The 18,330-nt window shown below is 71.1% G+C and carries 18 protein-coding genes; 5 read left to right on the forward strand and 13 right to left on the reverse strand.

What is annotated here, in order from left to right; all coding sequences use genetic code 11:
• The first annotated feature begins 18 nt into the window (after positions 1–18).
• On the forward strand, positions 19–654 hold the full coding sequence (locus BLT23_RS08360; protein ID WP_090047252.1) for an MBL fold metallo-hydrolase: 636 nt from the start codon (positions 19–21) through the stop codon (positions 652–654).
• 7 nt (positions 655–661) lie between these two features.
• On the opposite strand, the gene BLT23_RS08365 is transcribed toward BLT23_RS08360, so the two are convergent.
• The 8 genes from BLT23_RS08365 to BLT23_RS08395 form a co-directional block, all read right to left on the reverse strand.
• Positions 662–1,084, reverse strand: a complete 423-nt coding sequence (locus BLT23_RS08365; RefSeq protein WP_090047254.1) for a VOC family protein — start codon at positions 1,082–1,084, stop codon at positions 662–664.
• A 10-nt stretch (positions 1,085–1,094) separates the two neighbouring features.
• Positions 1,095–1,529 (reverse strand): helix-turn-helix transcriptional regulator, encoded by a 435-nt coding sequence (locus BLT23_RS08370; RefSeq protein WP_425434361.1) that lies wholly within the window; start codon positions 1,527–1,529, stop codon positions 1,095–1,097.
• A gap of 38 nt (positions 1,530–1,567) precedes the next feature.
• On the reverse strand, positions 1,568–3,826 hold the full coding sequence (locus BLT23_RS08375) for a glycosyl hydrolase family 18 protein (protein ID WP_090047256.1): 2,259 nt from the start codon (positions 3,824–3,826) through the stop codon (positions 1,568–1,570).
• Between the two features lie 185 nt (positions 3,827–4,011).
• Positions 4,012–4,467, reverse strand: a complete 456-nt coding sequence (locus tag BLT23_RS08380; RefSeq protein WP_090047258.1) for a DUF4396 domain-containing protein — start codon at positions 4,465–4,467, stop codon at positions 4,012–4,014.
• Between the two features lie 63 nt (positions 4,468–4,530).
• Complete coding sequence (locus BLT23_RS08385; RefSeq protein WP_090047260.1) at positions 4,531–5,526, reverse strand: YdcF family protein; 996 nt, start codon at positions 5,524–5,526, stop codon at positions 4,531–4,533.
• Between the two features lie 22 nt (positions 5,527–5,548).
• The gene (locus tag BLT23_RS40600; RefSeq protein WP_090047262.1) at positions 5,549–5,731 is read right to left on the reverse strand and encodes a hypothetical protein; all 183 of its coding nucleotides are present in this window, start codon (positions 5,729–5,731) and stop codon (positions 5,549–5,551) included.
• A gap of 16 nt (positions 5,732–5,747) precedes the next feature.
• On the reverse strand, positions 5,748–5,900 hold the full coding sequence (locus BLT23_RS40605) for a hypothetical protein (protein ID WP_176946654.1): 153 nt from the start codon (positions 5,898–5,900) through the stop codon (positions 5,748–5,750).
• Between the two features lie 26 nt (positions 5,901–5,926).
• Complete coding sequence (locus BLT23_RS08395) at positions 5,927–6,661, reverse strand: aminoglycoside phosphotransferase family protein (RefSeq protein WP_090047263.1); 735 nt, start codon at positions 6,659–6,661, stop codon at positions 5,927–5,929.
• Between the two features lie 33 nt (positions 6,662–6,694).
• Between BLT23_RS08395 and BLT23_RS08400 the strand changes: the two genes are divergently transcribed.
• Entirely contained in the window at positions 6,695–7,456 is a 762-nt protein-coding gene (locus tag BLT23_RS08400) for an IclR family transcriptional regulator (RefSeq protein ID WP_090047265.1), read from the forward strand.
• Positions 7,457–7,486: 30 nt separating this feature from the next.
• Positions 7,487–8,932 (forward strand): aldehyde dehydrogenase family protein, encoded by a 1,446-nt coding sequence (locus BLT23_RS08405; protein WP_090047267.1) that lies wholly within the window; start codon positions 7,487–7,489, stop codon positions 8,930–8,932.
• Between the two features lie 273 nt (positions 8,933–9,205).
• Here BLT23_RS08405 and BLT23_RS08410 read toward each other — a convergent pair whose 3' ends face one another.
• The 3 genes from BLT23_RS08410 to BLT23_RS08420 form a co-directional block, all read right to left on the reverse strand.
• The gene (locus tag BLT23_RS08410; RefSeq protein ID WP_090047269.1) at positions 9,206–10,756 is read right to left on the reverse strand and encodes an MDR family MFS transporter; all 1,551 of its coding nucleotides are present in this window, start codon (positions 10,754–10,756) and stop codon (positions 9,206–9,208) included.
• Entirely contained in the window at positions 10,753–11,382 is a 630-nt protein-coding gene (locus tag BLT23_RS08415; RefSeq protein WP_176946655.1) for a TetR/AcrR family transcriptional regulator, read from the reverse strand. Before BLT23_RS08415 ends, BLT23_RS08410 begins: the two co-directional genes overlap by 4 nt.
• A gap of 419 nt (positions 11,383–11,801) precedes the next feature.
• Positions 11,802–12,785 carry a ribose-phosphate diphosphokinase gene (locus tag BLT23_RS08420; protein ID WP_090047273.1) on the reverse strand — a complete coding sequence of 328 codons (984 nt, stop codon included), beginning with the start codon at positions 12,783–12,785 and terminating at the stop codon, positions 11,802–11,804.
• Between the two features lie 268 nt (positions 12,786–13,053).
• Between BLT23_RS08420 and BLT23_RS42010 the strand changes: the two genes are divergently transcribed.
• Both BLT23_RS42010 and BLT23_RS08425 read left to right on the forward strand, forming a co-directional pair.
• Positions 13,054–13,188, forward strand: a complete 135-nt coding sequence (locus BLT23_RS42010; RefSeq protein WP_281248825.1) for a hypothetical protein — start codon at positions 13,054–13,056, stop codon at positions 13,186–13,188.
• Positions 13,189–13,286: 98 nt separating this feature from the next.
• The gene (locus tag BLT23_RS08425) at positions 13,287–14,795 is read left to right on the forward strand and encodes an alpha/beta fold hydrolase (protein WP_090047275.1); all 1,509 of its coding nucleotides are present in this window, start codon (positions 13,287–13,289) and stop codon (positions 14,793–14,795) included.
• On the opposite strand, the gene BLT23_RS08430 is transcribed toward BLT23_RS08425, so the two are convergent.
• Both BLT23_RS08430 and BLT23_RS08435 read right to left on the reverse strand, forming a co-directional pair.
• The gene (locus BLT23_RS08430; protein WP_090047277.1) at positions 14,767–17,544 is read right to left on the reverse strand and encodes an AAA domain-containing protein; all 2,778 of its coding nucleotides are present in this window, start codon (positions 17,542–17,544) and stop codon (positions 14,767–14,769) included. The two genes, BLT23_RS08425 and BLT23_RS08430, sit on opposite strands and share 29 nt — an antisense overlap.
• A complete protein-coding gene (locus tag BLT23_RS08435; RefSeq protein WP_090047814.1) occupies positions 17,541–18,086 on the reverse strand; it encodes a DUF1062 domain-containing protein in 546 nt (181 codons plus the stop codon). Before BLT23_RS08435 ends, BLT23_RS08430 begins: the two co-directional genes overlap by 4 nt.
• Positions 18,087–18,330 lie beyond the last annotated feature (244 nt).

The following is an 18,330-nucleotide window of genomic DNA, read 5'->3' on the forward strand; positions in this document are numbered from 1 at the left end:
CGCGAGGAACGGACCCACATGAAGCTGACCAAGTTCGCCCACGCCTGCGTCGCGCTGGAGAAGGAGGGATCGAGGATCGTGCTGGACCCCGGCACGTTCACCCCCGACGCGAAAGACGCCGTCCGCGGCGCCTCGGCCGTGCTGATCACCCACGAGCACTTCGACCACTTCGACGACGCCCTGCTCGCGGCCGCTCTCGACGAGGACCGCGACCTGCGCGTGTTCGGACCCCAGGCGGTTGTCGACAAGCTCGGCGACCACGGCGGCAGGGTGCGGCGCCTCGACGCCGGTGACGCCGTCTCCGTCGACGGGTTCAGCGTCACCGTCCACGGGAAGCACCACGCCGTCATCCACCCGGACATCCCCGTCGTCGACAACCTCGGGTACCTGGTCGACGAGACGGTGTTCCACCCCGGCGACGCCTACTTCGTCCCCGACGCCCCAGTCGACACGCTGCTGCTGCCCACCAGCGGGCCGTGGACCAAGCTGGGCGAGGCGGTCGAGCACGTGCGCGCCGTAAAGCCGCGCCGGGTGGTCCAGATCCACGAGCTGATGCTCAGCGACCTCGGCCAGAACTCGACGCGCACGTTCCTCACCACCCTCACCGGGGTCGAGGAGACCCTGCTGTCCCCCGGCGAGAGCATCGACCTGTGAGCGCCGCCTAAAGCTGGTTGACGCGCACCAGGTTCCCGGCGGGGTCGCGGAACGAGCAGTCGCGGACGCCCCAGGGCTGGTCCTCCGGCTCTTGGAGGACCTCGCCGAAGCCGGTCGACTCGACCCAGTCCCTGGCCCGCTCGAAGGTTCCCTGCAGGTCCTTCGAAGCGAGCGACAGAGCGGTGTAGACGCCCTTGGCCATGAGGACGGCGATGGTGCGCCGCTCCTCATCGCTGACCCCGGGGTCCACCGCGGGCGGGTGCAGGACGACGCTCGTCGTGGGCTGCTCGGGAGGTCCGACGGTGATCCAGCGCATGGTGCCCTGGCCGACGTCCTGGCGGACCTCGAAGCCCAGCGCGTCGCGGAAGAAGCCGAGGGACTTCTCCGGGTCGTCCGTCGGGAGGAAGGCTGCGGCGATGATGACTGACATGGGCGTGAACCTAATCTGCGGTGCGGGCTGACGCTTCTTTGTTCCTGATCGGTCGCATCACGGCCTTGGCCAGGCAGTTCGGGATTCCCTGGCCGTCGGCGGCGGCGACCTTGCGGTACTGGCTGGGTGACATGCCGACCAGTTCGGAAAACCTGGTGCTGAAGGTGCCCAGCGACGTGCAGCCGACCTCGAAGCAGACTTCGGTGACCGTCATGTCGCCGCGGCGCAGGAGGGTCATGGCGCGTTCGATGCGGCGGGTCATCAGGTAGCTGTACGGGGACTCGCCGAAGGCGGCGCGGAAGGCCCGGGAGAGATGGCCCGCCGACAGGTGGACGCCGCGCGCCAGTGCCGCGACGTCGAGGGGTTCGCGGTACTCGCGGTCGATCCTGTCGCGGACCTTGCGGAGCAGGACGAGCTCCTGCAGACGCGGGTCTTGGGCGGTCACGGTGGACAGCCTAAGACCCGCGCCTGACAGATCGCTGACTAGCAGGGCCCCTGGTCGCGCCAGACGCCCCACTCACCGGTGGTGCCGGGTTCCTCGTTCTGCGTCCACCACTGGGCACGCCACTTGCGGCTCTGGTGCGACACCTGGTCGCCTCCGTTGTAGACCTTGCCGCTCTCCCACGCCGGCAACGCGCACGCCGGTGAGGAAGTCGTGGTCGTGGTGGTGGTCGTGGTCGACGTCGGGGTGGTGCCGGCGCCGAGACGCGGGTAGTCGGCGGTGATGGCGTAGGACTGGCCGCCGAAGGTGAAGACGAAGTTCGACGGCGTGGCGATCGGGAGCTGGTAGCTGACGGTCAGCTCGATCGACGCGCCGGGAGCGAGGCTCTGCCAGGCGGGGAGGGTGAGCTCCGCCTTCTGGAAGTCGCCGCGCAGGCCGCCCGCGTTGGCGCCGGTGTGGCCCTTCGACACGACCTTCAGGCCGAAGCCCGACTGGTCGGCCATGCTGCCGGGGGCGCTGGTGCCGTAGTCGAACGTGATCTTCGTGCCGCCGGGGACGGTGGTCGACGAGCGGTTGGTGAACCTGATCTTCGGGGTGATCGGGTAGTTGTTGTCGCCCAAGGCGAAGCCATGGACGTCGACGTCGATCGCGAGCACCTGGGACTGCTGGGTCACGGCTTTCCGGTCGCCGTAGGGGGCGGCGCCGTTCAGGCCGGTGTGGATGGTGGACAGGAGGGTGTCGCCGATGAAGTACTCGTTCTTGGCGCTGTCGAAGCGGTAGTCGCCGGCGAGCTCCCAGATCATGATGCCGCCGAGGCCCTTGTCGCGGACGTACTTGGCCTTCTCGGCGATGGACTGCTCGGTCTCGGTGGAGAGGAAGACCTTCTTCTGGTCGTTCCACAGCCACGGTGACTTGAGGGTCGAGTCGTAGTGCGGGGCGTAGGTGCCGGTGAGGCGGTCGCTCGGGTCGTTGACCGGGTCGAGGCCGTACTGGGCGCCGTAGGAGCCCGCGATGCCGGCTTCGAGGTTCTTGGTGTGCCACAACGGGTTCACGCCGGACGGGACCTCCGCGCCACCGGCGGTGACGTCGTGCCAGAGGTTGTCGATGCCGGAGGCTCCGTTGCCGCACGGGGTGGTGGAGCCGACCGCGGAGCCGGTGCCGGGCGGGCACTGCGACTGGTTCGGCAGGGCGGCCTTGCCCCACAGGCCGTTGGTGCCACCGGTGACGCCCTGCCAGCCGCGGGAGTAGAACGGGACGCCGATGTTGATGCGTCCGGCCTGCATGGCGCCGCGGTAGTAGTGGTACGCCCAGTCGGTGTTGAGGTAGCCCATGCCTTCGTACTGGGGTGCGGTGTAGACGCCGCCGGCGGCGAGCTCACCGTCCTTGCCGTCGTCGTAGAGGGCGGCGTTCGGGCCGACGAAGTGGTTCCACGAGCCGTGCAGGTCGTAGCTCATGATGTTGAGGTAGTCGAGGTACTTGACCACCTGGTAGGTCTCCTGCCCGCGCAGCAGCCAGCCCGAGGCGGGGACGGCGGCGGTGAGGAGGTAGTGCCTGCCGTCGGCGGCACCGGCGCGGTCGAGCTTCTCCCGCAGGGTCTTCATGATCGCCTGGTAGCCGGCCCACAGGGTGCCGCGGTTGGCGTTGGAGATCCAGAAGTCGTCCGGGTTTCCGGCGTGGTTGTTGGAGGTCGCGTACTCGTAGTCGATGTCGGCGCCGTTGAAGCCGTACTGGCGCACGAACTCCACGACGGAGTCGGCGAACGTGTCGATCGCGGCCTGGTTCTGGCCGAGCTTGTAGAAGCCGCCGGACGCGGTGCGGGTGCCGTCGGGGTTGAGGTAGCCGCCGGTCTCCGCCCAGCCGCCGACGGAGATCAGCGTCTTGACGGAGGGGTGCTGCTTCTTGAACTTCGTGAGCTGGTTGAAGTGCCCCTTGTAGGGCACGGACGGGTCGGTCTCGGCGCCGGGGACGCCGGGCCATTCCATGCCGGTGGACGGGTTGTCCGCCGAGCCGGGGCCGACGGAGATCCTGTTCTGGCCGTCGATGTGGGCGAACGCGTAGTTCAGGTGCGTGACCTTGTCCCAGGGGATGTCCTTGGCGAGGTACGCGGGCTGGCCGTTCTTGCCGGTGCGCCAGCTGGTGAAGTACCCGATGACGCGGCGGGACTTGTCGCCCATCATCTCGCGGCCGGCGGTGTCGTAGGTGGTGCAGTAGGGCACCTCGACGCCCGGCGTCTTGTAGAGCCCGTCCGGTCTGCAGTCCTCGTGGGCTGCGGCCGCGGTGGGCGCGTTGGTCACGGCCATGACTGTCCCGGCGAGCAGAGCTAGCACCGGGACCACTCTGGTGAGCAGGCGCAAGGGGAAGGACCTCCTGGCTAGGGCGGCGGCCACTGCCCCGAACCGTAAAATGGTCCAGACCTTTACGTCAACAGCCGGTCATCGGCTTTCATCGCCGGTGAATCGGTTCAGCCGGGCGGGAACGGCCCCGCTCAGTGGTGGTGCCGGTGCACGACCGCGTGTCCCTTGCCGCGCGCGATCATCCAGCGGTTCACCGGCACCGTCACGACGAACGCGACGGCGAGCGAGAACGCGAGCGCCGCCCAGAACAGCCACTGCCCGAGACCGGCGTCCATCGCGCCGGGCACGAGCAGCATCACGGCGTTGTCGACGACCTCCATGACCGCGATGGAGACGGTGTCGGCGGCGAGCGCGACGCCGAGCGCGGCCTTGAACGCGAGACCGGACCGCAGGACGGGGCGGATCGTCAGCGAGTAGCCGAACAGGAACGCGAGCGCCACGGCCAGCACGACCGTGGCGAGGGTGCCCCAGCCGAGCGCGGTGCCGATGACCATGCCCAGCACCTCGCCGATGGCGCAGCCGGTGAGGCAGTGCAGGGTCGCGGAGATCGCCTGCCGGGTGAGGCCCGTGGGTGCGTGGTGGTCCATCTCGTCCTCCTGCGGGATGCGGAGCCGAGACCGAACATACCCCTAGGGGGTACCCGTATCAACTCAGGCGAGCTGGGGCAGGGCGAGCCCTCCCGCCATCAGCACCAGGCACGCCAGGCCGTGCACGAGGGGGTTGCGCACGAGCAGCGCCACGAACTCGCGCAGGAACGCGCTGGGCACGAAGTACCAGGCGGTGGGAGCGCCGATGACCTGCAAGCGCAGGCCCTGGTTGCGCGACAGCACGGCCGTGCGGAACACGTGGTAGTTGTTCGTGACGGCGACGATCCGGCCGCTGTGGCCGCGGTCGGCGAGCAACGCCTTGCTGTAGCGCAGGTTCTCGTCGGTCGTGGTGGCCTGGTCCTCCAGCACGATCTCGTCGGCGGGGATTCCGCGTTCCACGAGGTACTCGCGCATCGCGAAGGCTTCCGACACCTCCTCGTCGGCGCCCTGCCCTCCCGTCACGACGATCACCGGCGTGCGACCGGCGCCGCGTTCGCGGTGGTAGAGGCGCATCGCGCGGTCGAGGCGGTTGGCGAGCAGCTTGGGCACGCGGGAGCCGATGAGCCCGGCGCCGAGCACGATGATGCCGTCGAACCCGCTGCGGCGGCCGGTGCGGCCGTAGATCACCGAGTACAGCAGCAGGCTCACGAACAGGAACGCGATGTAGGCGGAGACCAGGAACAGGCCGATGGCGCTGCCGCGGATCCAGTCGCTGGGCTGGCTGATGCCCCAGAAGAAGTACACCATCTCGCCGAGCAGGGCGGTGCCCGCGAGCAACGACAGCAGGTTGGCCAGCGACCGCCCTTCCCTGCGCACCATCACGACGCCGTTGGCGAGCAGGGCGAGCGGGAGCAGCAGCAGGCCGATGACGGCCAGCACGAACCCGAGTGCGAGCGGCAGGCTCAGCGCCGGGTTGTCCTGTCCGACGTTCGCGAGCAGGAGCAGCAGCATCACCAGGGTGACGCCGAGCCAGATGGCGTTGCTCAGCCTGCGCCGGTCACGCAGGACGCCGAGCACGAAGAAGGAAGCGGGGACCAGGCAGAGCAGCGCGGCGAGCACCGCGTCAGCGTAATACCGGTGATCACTCGCTGCCGCCGGGCTCCTCGTCCTGCTCGCGCGGGGCGGGCTTCGGGCGCGGCCTCAGCCGCACCGCGCCCGCCGTGAGGTCGAGCGGACCGGTCTCCTCGTAGTCCTCGCCGGTGCCCGCGTCCGTCGCCTCGCGGCGGACCTTCGGCCCGGGGAACAACTCGCCCAACTGTCCCATGCCCGCGAGGTTACCCTCAGAAGATGGCGACGAGCAGCAGGATCACGCCGAGCACCGCGGCGATCACGATCCAGTGCGAGTTCGCCGGCCTGCGGTAGTGGCTGCGGACGGTGGTGCTGCGGAAGAAGCTGAACGGCGCGCTGCGGCGGTGGCGGCGAACCCAGGGCATGTCGTCCTCCTGACTGCGTGAGCTGGTCAGGTCGGGGATACCCAGCGGCGCAACCGTTCCTGTACTCCAGCCAGACCAATCTGGACCATCTCGGGGTCGTCGGTGTCGTTGCCGCGCAGCACGTCGTACCACGGGGTGAGCGCGTGCCAGATCGCCGCTCGTTCGCACAGGGCGTCCGTGACGCCGTAGACCTCGGCGAGCGCGTCCGCGAACTCCGGTGAGGTGTCGTGCAGCGCCCAGGCGAGGTCGGTCGCCGGGTCGCCGAGGTGCAGGTCGCCGAAGTCGATGACGCCCGTCAGCAGGCCGTCGTGGCCGAGCACGTGCTCGGGGTTGAGGTCGCCGTGGACGAGCGTGTCCGCGGGCAGGCCGCCGAGCCGGGCGAGCAGCTCGCCGGCGCCGGGCACCCGCACCTCGGCCAGGAAGCGGTCCAACGGCAACGGCGTGGGCGTGACGCCGAGCCTGGCGGCCTCCCCGGCGGGGGCGGCGTGCAGGGCGAGCAGGAACTCCCCCAGCTGCCGTCCCATCGGAGCGGTCCACGTGGACAGTTCGCCGCCGGGCACGAACGCGTGCCGCGCCACCACCGGGTCTGCCGACACGATGCGCGGCACCGGGACGGGCAACGGCAGGCGGGGCGCGAGCCACGGCATCACGGTGGCCTCGCGCACCAGCTGCGGCCCGATCTCCCGCCTGCGCGGCCGCCGTTCGACCCAGCCGCCGACCAGGACGGCGGTGCTGTCCCAGCCCTCACCCAAGTACGTCACCCGCCCAGTGTCGCCCGAGGGCAGAATTCGCGGATGGCCGCCTCCGTGTCCGCCAAGCTGCTGTCCCTGCTCGGCACCTTCGACGCCCGCCACCGCCGGCAGACGCTGAGCGGCATGGCGCGGCGCAGCGGCCTGCCGGTCAGCACGACGCACCGGCTGCTGGCCGAGCTGGAGGCGTGGGGCGCGGTGCGGCGGCTGGAGAGCGGCGAGTACGTGATCGGCACGCGGCTCTGGCGGCTCGGGCTGCTGGCGGCGGGCGAGGTCGACCTGAGCCGGGTCGCGGAGCCGTTCCTGCACGACCTGCACGCGGCGACGCGGGCGGTGGTGCACCTGGCCGTGCGGGAGGGCACCGAGGCGCTCTACCTGGACCGGGTGTCGGGGCACGCGTCGGTGCCGATCGTGAGCGCCACGGGCGGCCGGTTGCCGTTGCACTCGACGGGCGTCGGGAAGGTGCTGCTCGCGCACGCGCCCGCGGAGGTGCAGGAGGAGGTGCTCGTGCACGGCTTGACGCGCCTGACGGCGTACACGGTGACCGAACCGGGGCGGATGCGGGCGCAGCTGCAACGCATCCGGCGTGACGGCTACGCGCAGACGTTCGAGGAGATGACGCTCGGCGCGTGCAGCGTCGCGGTGCCGGTCGAGGTGGACGGGAAGGTGGTCGCGGCGCTCGGGATCGTGGTGCCGGACCTGCGGACCGTCCGGGCCCGGCTGGTCGCGGCGTTGCAGGTGGCGGCGCGCGGGATCGGCCGCTCGCTGGAACCCGGTTTCCGGCCATCGGAAGAAGGTCTTGGGTGAACCACGTCACCACCTGTTGAATCGTCCACCGTGGCCAGCGAAACGCGAGAATTGTTCATTGGCGGCGAGAGCGTTCCCGCGCTCGACGGCCGCACCACCGACGATCTCAACCCCTACACGGGCGCGGTCCACGCCGTGGTCGCCGCGGCCGGGCCCGCGGACGTGGCCAGGGCCGTCGGCGCGGCGCAGGAGGCGTTCCCGGCCTGGGCCGCCACCGCACCGTCCGCGCGGCGCAAGATCCTGCTCAAGGCCGCCGACGCGCTGGAGGCCAGGACGCCCGACGTCGTGGCGCTCATCGCGAGCGAGGTCGGCGGTGTCGGCGGCTGGGCCGGGTTCAACGTGATGCTGGCGGCCAACATGCTGCGCGAGGCCGCCGCGGCGGTCACCCAGCCCGTCGGTGAGGTGCTCACCACCGACACGCCGGGACAGCTGTCGCTAGCTCTGAGGGAACCCCTCGGCGTCGTCGCGGCGTTCGCGCCGTGGAACGCGCCGGTCATTCTCAGCACGCGGGCAGTCGCCGCACCCCTCGCTGCCGGGAACACCGTCGTGCTCAAACCCAGTGAGGACGCGCCGATCGCGGCCGGGCTGCTGATCGCCGAGGTGCTGCACGAGGCGGGGCTCCCGGCGGGCGTGGTCAACGTCGTCACCAACGCGCCGGAGGACGCCGCCGCGGTCGCGGACGCCCTGATCGCGGACCCGCGGGTGCGCGCGGTGAACTTCACCGGCTCCACCGAGGTCGGACGGATCGTCGGCACGCTCGCCGCCCGGCACCTCAAGCCCGCGCTGCTGGAGCTCGGCGGCAAGAACTCGCTGCTGGTCCTCGACGACGCCGACCTGGACCACGCGGTGGACGCGGCCACGTTCAGCGCCTTCCACAACGCGGGCCAGATCTGCATGTCGGCCGACCGCGTCCTCGTGCACCGGTCGGTCGCCGAGGAGTTCACCGCGAAGCTCGCCGCCAAGGCCGGCTCGCTCCCCCACGGCGACCCGGCCGACCCCGGCACCGTCATCGGCCCCGTGATCAACGAGCGGTCCGCCGAGCGCGTCGCCGCTCTCGTCGCCGACGCGGTCGAGAACGGTGCCCGCGTCCGCACCGGTGGTGACGGCGGCGCGACAGTCCTCGACAACGTCACGCCCGAGATGCGGATCTTCCGGGAGGAGATCTTCGGACCGGCCGTCGTGGTCGTTCCCGTCGCGGACGACGACGAAGCCGTGGCCATCGCGAACGACACCGAGCACGGTCTCACCGCGGGCATCATCACCGAGGACTCGCGGCGCGGCCTGGGCCTGGCGCGGCGCATCCGGACCGGCATCGTGCACGTCGGCAACCAGACAGTGGACGACGAGCCGCAGGCGCCGTTCGGCGGCGTGAAGGCGAGCGGCTACGGCCGGTTCGGCGGCCGGTGGGGCGTCGAGGCGTTCTCCGCGACCCGCTGGGTGACGATCGCGAGCGAGCACGCCCACTTCCCCTTCTGAGCACTCCGCCAGCGCTTCGATCCCACCGCTACCCACCCGCCCGTGCGTCAGCCGCCCCAGTGATCCCGCCTCCTCCGCGTGACGTGGCTTTAGTACGCGGGGGCGCCGCGTACGCCCTGATAGGACGAAGGGACCCCGCGTGCGGCAAGGGAAACACGAAAGAGAGTTGTGAACGGGGCGGGGCGTTACGGACAGCAGTTCTGGAAGTGCATGCGTCGGGAACGCGGAACGGGCCCCTGACTTGCGTCAGGGGCCCGTCCGCCGTGCGATCGGTCAGTGACCCGCGGCCATCTCGGCGGCCAGCCGGTCGTCGCCGCTCTGCTCCTTGAGCGGCTTCTCCTTGATGAAGACCACCGCGATCAGCGCCAGGACCGCGAACGGCGTGCCGATCAGGAAGATCTCCGCGGTCGCCGTCGCGTAGATGTCGGCGATGACGGCCTTGACCTCGGGAGGCAGCACCGAGAGGTCCGGCACCTGCTCGCCGCCGACGGCACCGGCCATCGGGCCGAACTTCTCCTCCGCGAGCGACGACACCTTGTTCGCGAGCACCGCGCCCAGCGCCGAGACGCCGACCGCGCCACCGAGCGAGCGGAAGAACGTCAGCGTCGACGTCGTCGCGCCCAGGTCCTTCGCCGGCACGTCGTTCTGCGCCGCCAGCACCAGGTTCTGCATCAGCAGACCGACACCGACGCCGAGCACGACCATGTAGACGCTCACCATGAACACCGTGGTCTCCGCCGTCAGCATGGACAGCAGCAGCAGACCGGCGACCATGATGATGCCGCCCGCGACCAGGAACGCCTTCCACTTGCCGTACTTCGTGATCAGCGCGCCGGCCACGGTCGAGGACACCAGCAGGCCGAAGATCAGCGGCAGGCTCATCAGACCGGCCTGGGTCGGCGTCTTGCCGAGCGCCAGCTGGAAGTACTGCGACAGGAACACCGTGCCACCGAACATCGCGACACCGACCAGGGCGCTGGCGACGGTCGCGAGCGACACCGTGCGGTTGCGGAAGATCGACAGCGGCACGATCGGGTCGTGCGCGGTCGCCTCGACCCGCACCGCGGCGACGAGCAGCAGCACGCCGAGCGACACCAGGCCGGCGGTCCAGCCCGACCACCACTCGAACTTCTGGCCCGCGAGCGACGACCAGATCAGCAGCGTCGACACACCGGACACGATGAGGAACGCGCCCAGGTAGTCGATCTTCGTGTTCTCCTTGCGCACCACCGGCAGGTTCAGCGTGCGCTGCAGCAGGTAGATGGCGGCGAGGGTGAACGGGACGCCGATGAAGAAGCACCAGCGCCAGCCCAGCCACGACGTGTCGACCAGCAGGCCGCCGATCAGCGGGCCCGCGACGGTGCCGACGCCGAACACGGCGCCGAACAGGCCCGCGTACTTGCCGAGCTCGCGCGGCGGGATCATCGCGGCCATCACGATCGTGGCGAGCGCCGTGACGCCACCGGCGCCCAGGCCCTGCACGACGCGGCTGACGATGAGCATCTCGACGTTCACCGAGAAGCCCGCGATGAGCGAGCCGAGGACGAACAGGCCGAGTGACGCCTGGATCAGCAGCTTGCGGCTGTAGAGGTCGGCGAGCTTGCCCCACAGCGGCACGGTGGCCGTCATGGCGAGCAGCTCCACCGTGACGATCCAGGCGAAGATCGACTGCGAGCCCTTGAGGTCGGCGACGATGCGCGGCAGCGCGTTCGACACGATGGTGCTCGCGAGGATGGACACGAACATGCCCATCATGAGGCCCGACAGGGCCTGGATGACGTCACGTCTGCTGTGGGCCGGTGATGCTTCCGCTTCGGTGCTCATGAGGCTCCCCCTTCAGTCTGGTGCGGCGGCACGTGAGCCAGCCCGGTGGCGAACATGTCGAGTGCCGCGCCGACGACGTCGCCCAGCGCGACGGTGTCGTCGAAGGCCCACCGCGCGACCGCGCAGCGGAACGCCGTGCCCCCCGCGGCGACCAGCAGCCGCGGGTAGAGGTGGCTCTCGGGCAGCCCCGCCCGCCGTGCCACCGCGTCGGCGAGCAGCTGCTCGGACTCCGCGTTGGAGGTGAACATCCTGACCAGCAGGTCGGGCCGCTGGGTGAGGACGTCCTTGCGCAACAGCCACAGTTCGCGGGCGTTCTCCAGGTCGTCGGTGATCTCGGCGAGCACCGCCTGCCGGTACGCCTCGAACGGTGAGGCGTCCTCCGGCGCGGCGAAGATGCGGGCGACGACACGGGGCCCCGTCTCGGGGTCGACGCCGATCACCGCCTCGTCCTTGCTCGCGAAGTAGTTGAAGAAGGTGCGCACCGAGACGTCGGCCTCCGCGGCGATCTCCTCCACCGTGACGTGGTCGTAGCCCTTCTCCGCGGACAACCGCAGTGCCGCCCGCTCGAGCGCCGCACGTGTGCGGCGCTTCTTGCGGTCGCGCAGGGTCTCCACAGGCTGGTTCACGTCACTACGGTACGGACTTTTTTGCAGTCTCTGCAAGTTTGCAGAGTGTGAACTACATCGCCCACGACCAGGCCGTTCGTGGCCTCTCCCGGAGCTCGCCGTCGACGAAGAGGTCGACCTTCTCACTGAGGAAACAGGCGAGGCCAGCGATTTTCGGCTCTCCGGCAGCGGTGACCGGTACCCCCGCACCAGGTCCTCGTACCGCTTCCCGCCGACCAGTGTTCCGCCGTGCCCTCGCAGGGGCAGTGGGGTCCTGCTCGCGGACGGCCTGAGCAGATCGAACCGGAGGTCGCTCAAGCTCGCCCCCGAAGTACGCGCGGACCCGCTTCGCCGAGGTCTCCACCGGGACCCGGCCACGCTGCTCGTCGCCCCTAGCACGGAACCCGCTCGCACGCTTCCCGTGCCGGTGGGGGAAGCCGTCAGGCGTCGCCGTCGAACAGGCTCGTCACCGAGCCGTCCTCGAAGATCTCCCGGATCGCCCGTGCCAGCAGCGGCGCGATGCTCAGCACCGTCAGCCCCGGGAACCGGCGCTCGTGCGGGATCGGCAGGGTGTCGGTGAGGATCACCTCGCGGGCCTTGCTCGCGACCAGCCGTTCGTGGGCTTCGCCGGACAGCACGCCGTGCGTGGCCACGAGCACGACGTCCCTCGCGCCCTGCTCCAGCAGCTGCCGGGCCGCGCCGGTGCTGGTCAGCGCCGTGTCGATCATGTCGTCGACCACGACGCACGTGCGGCCCGCGACGTCGCCGACCACGCGGTTGGCCATGACCTCGTTGGGGCGTTCCGGGTCGCGCGTCTTGTGGATGAACGCGATCGGGCAGCCGCCGAGCAGGTCCGCCCACTTCTCCGCGAGGCGGGTGCGGCCCGCGTCCGGGGAGACGATCGTGAGGTCCTCGCTCTGGTAGCGGGCCCGGACGTGGCCGGCGAGCAGCCACATGGCGTGCAGGTGGTCCACCGGGCCGTCGAAGAAGCCCTGCTCCTGCGCCGTGTGCAGGTCGACGGTGACGATGCGGTCGGCGCCCGCGGTCTTGAACATGTCCGCGACCAGCCGGGCCGACACCGGTTCGCGGCCCGCGTACTTGCGGTCCTGGCGCGAGTACGGGTACGACGGCATGACGGCGGTGATGCGCTTGGCCGAGGCGCGTTTCAACGCGTCGACCATGAGCAGCTGTTCCATCAGCCAGTCGTTGATGGGCGCGCAGTGGCTCTGCACGACGAACGCGTCCGCGCCGCGCACGGACTCCTCGAACCGCACGAACGTCTCGCCGTTGGCGAAGTCGTAGGCGGACTGCGGGGTGATCGAGACGCCGAGGTGGCCCGCCACCGCCTCCGCCAGCTCCGGGTGCGCCCTGCCGGTGAGGAGCAGGAGCTGCCGCTTGGCGACGCCCGCCTTGCCGCTGACCATCTCTGCACTCCCCGGTTCGGCTGCGGTACCACCCGATGGTTCAGCATCGCCGCGAGATCACGCAAACCGTACGTCCGGCGGATGGGATTGGTCGTTGCCGAGCACTCCGGGGTAACCCGATCGGGCACACCCACACCAGTCACATAGCACCGATGGAGCAACACGCTCGGTACAGGTTCACCGGGCTCGATTCACTACTTGGGGTATGGCCAGTGTGAATCGGTGATCTCGACGTTAGGAACTGGTCCAACATCCCTACGCTCCTCGCATGCCTGAGAAGCAGGACACAGCGGCACCGACACCGCAGACCCCGCCGGCCGGTCCGACCGCGATGGGCACCCCCATCCACGACCAGATCGCCGACAGCCTGGGAGTCCGCCAGAAACAGCAGCCGCCGGACTGAGTCGTCTCAGCACGCGCTCGCCGACTTTCGGCGGTCGACCGCGCCCCGCGCGAGCCGGTAGGAAGAGCCCCCTCTGCGGATGAGGAGGGGACTTGTCCATGCGCATCACCGTGCTGGCCGCCGCGGCCGCACTCATGATCACCGGAACGCCCGCCGTGCAGGCGTCAGGGGGTCCCGCGGTCCCCCGGATCGACTGGACCGCCTGCGGACCCGAACACCCCGGCTTCGACTGCGCCACGGTGCGGGTACCGCTCGACTACGACCACCCGCACGGTGCCACCACGACGATCGCGCTGACCCGCAAGCCCGCCACGGACAAGGCCCGCCGCATCGGGTCGCTGTTCCTCAACCCCGGCGGCCCCGGCGGCTCGGGCGTCGGCTTCGCGTGGTCCGCGGGCGACCGGCTCTCGGCGAACCTCCAGGGCCGCTTCGACGTCGTCGGGTTCGACCCGCGCGGCGTCGGCCGGTCCGACCCGTTGCACTGCTTCTCCAGCGAGGACGAGCTCGACGAGTTCTTCGAGGGCGTGCCCGGCTTCCCGTACCAGGCGGCGCAGGAGAAGCCGTTCTACGACCGGTACCGCTCGCTCGGCCCCGAGTGCCGCGACGACCAGCTCATCGCCCGGCACATGAGCACCGCGGACGTCGCCCGCGACCTCGACCTGCTGCGCCGCGCCGTCGGCGACCGCAAGCTCACCTACCTCGGCTTCTCCTACGGCTCGTTCCTCGGCGCCACCTACGCGAACCTGTTCCCCGGCAACATCAGGGCGCTCGTCGTCGACGGCGTGCTCAACCCGGAGCTGTGGTCGAGCGGCCGCCAGGTCGAGTCGGACCGCATCGCGACCAAGGAGGAGTTCCGCGAGTTCCTGCGCACCTGCGACGAGGCCGGGTGCGTGTTCGGCCCGAAGCCGGAACAGCGCTGGAACGCGTTGCTGAAGTCGGTGCGCGCCAAGCCGATCCAGCTCGGTGACGAGGTGTTCACCTACGACACGGTCGTCGGCATCGCCCTCGGCGCCATGTACTCGCCGGACGACTGGCCGTCCACCGCCGAGCTGTTCGACCAGCTCTCCGACGCGTCCACCGGCACCGCGAGCCTGTCGGCCACCTCCGCCGAGCCGGACTACCCCAACGGGTTCGACTCCTACAACGGCAACGCGTGCGCGGACATCGAGTACCCGAGCACGCTCGGCGCCTACCGGTCGATCTCGCGGTACGCGGAGGCCGGTTCGGAGTTCGGCCCCGCGTGGTGGTGGGCGAACGCGGCGTGCGCGGACTGGCCTGTCAACGCCGACCGCTACACCGGCCCGTGGCACACCCGCACCAGCGCCCCGGTCCTGGTGGTGGGCAACCACTTCGACGGCGTCACGGACTTCCGCGGCGCGCAGGCAGTGCACCGTCAGCTGGCGGGCAGCAGGCTGCTCGCCTACGCGGGCTGGGGCCACACGGCGTACGCGGTGAGCCAATGCGCGACCGAGCACACCAACGCGTACCTGCTCCACGGCACGCTGCCGCCCGCCGGCACGGTGTGCCCGGCGAACCCGAACCCGTTCCTGCCCACCACCGCGGCCGCGGAGCCGCTGTTCAAGCCCGCCACGCCGGGCCGGAGGTGACGGCCGGCTCCTGAGCCAGCACCAGCGCCGCCCGCGCCGGGTCGTGACCGAACCGGCTGCCGAACGCGTCGTGGACGCGCCACCCGGCGTGGGCGAGCGCACGCCAGCGGGTCAGGTGCGCCCGTGCCCCGCCGGGGTGCGGGCGCGTCTCCAGTGCGACGGCCTCGTCCCCCTCCCCCACGACGAGGTCGACCCGCCAGCGTCCCACCGGGTAGCCGGTGCGGACGGTGAGACCGGCGGCCCGCAGCTCCCGTGCCAGGCCGGCGGTCCACTCGTCGGACGGCGCGGCGCCCTCGGTCACCGCCGGCGGCTCGGCGGCGTGCCGCAGGTACTCGCCGGCCAGGCCGGGCGGGCGCGGTGACGAGGTGACCACGTGGACGCGGTGGCGGGCGCGGGTCGTCAGCACCGCGAGCAGGTTCGGGTCGTTGACGAACCGCCACGAGCCGGGCCTGGCGTCCGCGGCGAAGCTGATCACGACCTCGTCGAACTCGCCGCCCTGCACCCCGTGCACCGTGCCGACGCGGACACCGCCCGAGGTGATCTCGTCGAGCGTCAGCTCCTCCAGCAGCACCGCCTCCAGCGCGTCGGCCTGCGCGCGGAACGGTGTCACCACGCCGATCGACCGGACGCCCGCCGCGACCCGTTTGCGGACGTGGGTCAGCACGGCGTCCACTTCGGACTCGTTGACGCCCTTGCGGCCGCGGGTGCCCTCGACCAGCTCGGTGTCGATGCGGTCGACGTCCGCGACGGCCGGGTGGGTGGTGAGCAGCTCCATCCTGCCGTCGTAGAACCGGGACGCGGCGAACCCGATCAGGTGCGGCGCGCAGCGGTGGTGCTCGTCGAGCCAGTGCACGTCCGCGACGGCGGCGGCCGCGTCGAACAGGCTGACCTTCGGCACGTGCAGCCGGTCGGCCAGCTCCCCGGTGCCCTCGGCGTCGACCGCGGCCCGCACGGCCTCGTCGCTCACGAACGACACGTGCCGCAGCTGCCTCGGGTCGCCGCCGATCACCGCGGACCGGCCGCGCAGCAGCGCGGGCGCGGCGAGCGGCTGGTCCACGTGGCTCGCCTCGTCGATGATCACCAGGTCGAACGCGCCGGGCACCGGCGGCAGGATCTCCTCGACCTCCGACAGCGTCCCCACCCACAGCGGCAGCGCCTTCAGCAGGTCCCCGCTGTCGATCCTGGTGAGCGCGCGCCGCCGGACCGACCGGCCCGACCGCAGCGCCGCCGCGAGCGCCGCCACCGCCCGGCGCTCGGCCTCGCCCCTCCTGCCCGCCACGAGCTCGGCGAGCCAGGCGGACGTGGCCGCGCGGACGGCGGCGTCCCGTTCCACCAGCAACGACCGCAGCTCGCCGAACGTGGTGCCGCCCGCGGCCGCCAGCCGGACCGCGGCGGCCGTCTGCTCCGCCGCCTCGATCGCCGCGCTGAGGTCGTCCGGCGAAACCTGTTTCGCACCAACGGCTTTGCGTGCCTTCTGCACGGCCCTGGACGTGCGCAGCCCACTCAAGAACCCGGTCCGGGGCTCCAGAAGTCCTTTCAGACGGCCGAAATCCACGCCCGCCTCGAACGCCTTGGGCGCGACCGCGCGATGTCCGGCCATCAGCGCGTGCTGCTTGCGTGCCCGCGCGGCCAGTTCCTCGTCGTGCAGGGCCTGCGCGACCGCGCGTTCGATCCTGTCGACGTCCGCCTCGGCCGCCGAACGCGCCTTCCCCAGCTCCGGTGACCGGACCGGCGTGCGCGCGGCGTCGAAGCCGTCGCTCAGCTCCGTGGCGATCTTCAGCCGCAGCTCCGAGTCGCCGAACAGCACCGGCATCGGCCCGCCCGCCGCGCGCAGGGCCTCGCCGAGCACGTCGGCGGCGTTGCGGGTGCGGCTGGCGAGCAGCACGGACTTGCCCGCCGCCACGGCGTCGAGCGCCAGCGCCGCGAGCGTGTGCGTCTTGCCGGAGCCGGGCGGCCCGCCCACGACGGTGATCCGGGCCCGGCGGGCGTGCTCGACCGCGCGTTCCTGGCTGTGGCTCAACGGCAGCACGGAGCTGATCCGCTCCCCGCGGTCCGCGGCCGGTGGCTCGGCGGGCCCGTACAGGGCGGCGAACGCGGTGTCCTCGACCCCGCGCGTCGACGCCCACTCGTACAGCGTCGCGCCGTGCTCGGTCGTCACCGCGGCCTCGCCCGCGTGCACCCCGGCGCCCATCGCCACGACCAGTTCCCGGCCGGAGACCAGCTTCGCCGGGTCGTCGTGCACGACCGGCACGTCCCCGAACCCGGCGAGCCGCAGCGTCGTGGCGACCCACTCCTCGGTCGGCGCGAGCGCAGCCTCCTGGTCCGCGACCTTCGTCCAGTCCTCGACCAGCGGGAACAGGCTCGCGTCCCCGGCGGGGGCGAACGTGCAGACCGACCGGAGGCCGAGGGACATCCGCACCGGCCGGGAGATCAACGGAAGGCACACGCGCCGTCGCTGTCCGTTGACCTCCGCCGGTCCGGTGAGGAACGCCCAGCCCATCCGCAGCCGGCGCTCCTCCTGGTGCAGCGCGTCGTAGGCCACCAGGCGGGCGGCCAGGTCGCGGGCCTGCTTCGGCACGCGCCAGGCGGGAGGACCGTCGCCGTCCTCCCCCGCGACCGTCGCCCAGCCCGCCTCGTGGTCGCCGAGCCACAGCAGACCCGCCGCCTTGCCGAGGTCGAGCTGGACCTTCCGCGGCTGCTCGGCCGCGCTCAACCGGGCGAGGGTGCGCAGGACGGCCGGAACGTTCACCCCGACATGGTGCCATCCCGCTTCAGGGTGAACGCGAAGTCGCGGGCGACCCTGCCGGTCAGCCGCACCGCCGACACCAGGGAACCCTCGTCGAGCAGCCGCCCGGCCGCCGCCGCGGACAGGCCGAAGCCCTCCGCGACCAGCCGCACCGGACGGACCGGGATCTTCGCGCGGAACCGCACCTCGACGTCGGCGATCTCGCGGTCCAGGTGCCCGGAGCCGCCGGTGTCGAGCCGCCAGGCACCGTCCCAGTCGAGACGGACGCGGTTGCGCCGTTGCAGGACGGTGTCCTGGAGCAACTCACCGGCGAGACGGATGTCGTTGTGGTGCAGGCGATCCAGCAGCTCGGGCCGGACGGAGCGCACGGTGACGCGGTCCAGCACGGTGAGCTTGACGGTGTCCTCACAGCCCGTGCAGAGCACGAGGAGCCACGCGTCGAGAACTTTGTGGTTGGCGTTGACGCGGAACTTGCCGTTGGCGCGGAAGCGTTCCGAGCCGCACACGTGACAGCGGCGGCGAACGAGAGGAAGGCGTGTGGGCACGACGAACCAGGTGAAGGGCACAGTTGCACACCGATCTTGGTGAGAAGTCCGCAGCATGAACAAGCGCGACGCGGTGCGGCGCGCTGGAAATCAGCTCTGGGGAGGTCTCACGCGAGGTACAACGGCCCGTCCTAGCCTCGACGACTCGGTTCCGCCGGACGGTAGCGGCGCACGACGGCGCCGAGCCACCGATTTTCCTCGGAAACGCAGACGTGGCGGGCGTTCCGGAGAACACCCGCCACGC

This window comes from Lentzea fradiae (assembly GCF_900100955.1).
In the GTDB taxonomy this organism is placed as follows: Bacteria; Actinomycetota; Actinomycetes; order Mycobacteriales; family Pseudonocardiaceae; genus Lentzea; species Lentzea fradiae.